This is a genomic window from Legionella sp. km772 (assembly GCF_003989735.1).
Classification (GTDB): Bacteria; Pseudomonadota; Gammaproteobacteria; order Legionellales; family Legionellaceae; genus Legionella.
On the sequence record NZ_RZGQ01000340.1, the window covers coordinates 1 to 1444 of the forward strand.

Consider the following 1444-nt stretch of genomic DNA (forward strand, 5'->3'; position numbering starts at 1 on the left):
TTTGATTTTTTTGATGCAGTGTAATAATTTCGCTTTTTGGTCATTCTATTCCCCTCTTATATTAGAAGAATAGCTCTTAAAAATACCTTTTTTTCGTCTAAAAATCCGCGCCTATATCATAATCCGGTATTCAAAATCAATCCAAAGTAGCGTGGTTTGCCTTTTCTTCGAAAACAAATACAGAGATTAAACTAGTGAGGTCTGATTCCCTCAATACCAACTGAGTATGACAGATTTTTTGGTGATGTACGGAGATTTTTGTTGATTTATAGCACAAAAAGCTTACAATTTAAGAATAAAAATATAAAGCCGGCCTTATGAAAGAAGCAGCGAAAAGCCTAATTCAAAAAAAAACACGTATCATCATCATTGGCGCAGGGTTTGGCGGCTTATCCGCTGCACGAGGCTTAGCAAAATCCCCGGTAGATATTATCTTAATCGATAAACATAATTATCATCTTTTTCAACCTTTACTTTATCAAGTAGCTACCGCAGCATTATCCCCAGCCCAAATTGCCCAACCTATTCGAGCCATTGTTCGTAAACAAAAAAACTGTACCACTATGCTTGGAGAGATAAGAGGTATTGATACAGCTCGTAAAGTAATTTTGCGCGAAGATGAAGAAATCCCTTATGACTACCTAATTGTTGCAACAGGGGCCGCGCATGATTATTTCGGCCATGACCAGTGGAGGGCAATTGCTCCTGGGCTTAAATCGATAGATGATGCAACTCATATCCGCCACCGTATACTCAAAGCATTTGAACAGGCAGAACTTGCCCAGGATGAACAGCTTCGTCGGGCTTTTTTAACTTTTATTGTTGTAGGAGCAGGCCCAACCGGTGTTGAAATGGCTGGGGCAATCGCTGAGATGGCACGACATACATTAAAGGGCGAGTTTCGCCGCATTGATCCGGCAGCAGCACGAATTATTTTAGCGGAAGCAGGATCGCGTGTATTAACGGCCTTTCCTGAAAAACTATCGCATGAGGCACGCCAAGATCTTGAAAAAATTGGTGTAGAAGTGAAAACAGGACATCCTGTCAGTTCTTGTGAATCGCATGAAGTAATTATTAATAACGAAATTATTCCCTGCCGTACTATTGTTTGGGCAGCTGGGGTAAAGGCCTCTGCTGCCGCTGAATGGTTAAAAGCGCCTAAAGATAATGCAGGCAGAGTAATGGTAGAGCCCAATTATAGCCTTGCATCGCATCCCGATGTGTTTGTTATCGGTGATACCGCCCATTTGACGGATGCTGCAGGCAGGTTAGTGCCCGGTTTAGCCCCTGCTGCGGTTCAAGCAGGAAAATATGTAGCCAGAGTTATTCACTCATGTTACGCACATAAACTTGTAGTTTGACTAAAAAGCATTAGAATTCCGCCCTTAATTTTAGGGAGGGAATTAAATGGATATGCTTGATCTTTATAGTGATTATTTGATTT

1 protein-coding gene is annotated in these 1444 nt (G+C 41.3%); it reads left to right on the forward strand.

Going from position 1 to position 1444, the window contains the following annotated elements:
* Nucleotides 1-317 precede the first annotated feature (317 nt).
* Nucleotides 318-1361, forward strand: a complete 1044-nt coding sequence (locus ELY15_RS15755; protein WP_127101701.1) for an NAD(P)/FAD-dependent oxidoreductase — start codon at nt 318-320, stop codon at nt 1359-1361.
* Nucleotides 1362-1444: the final 83 nt, after the last annotated feature.

Coding starts and splice junctions, on each gene's coding strand:
- ELY15_RS15755 (WP_127101701.1), top strand. CDS start 318: ATGAAAGAAGCAGCGAAAAGCCTAATTCAAAAAAAAACACGTATCATC.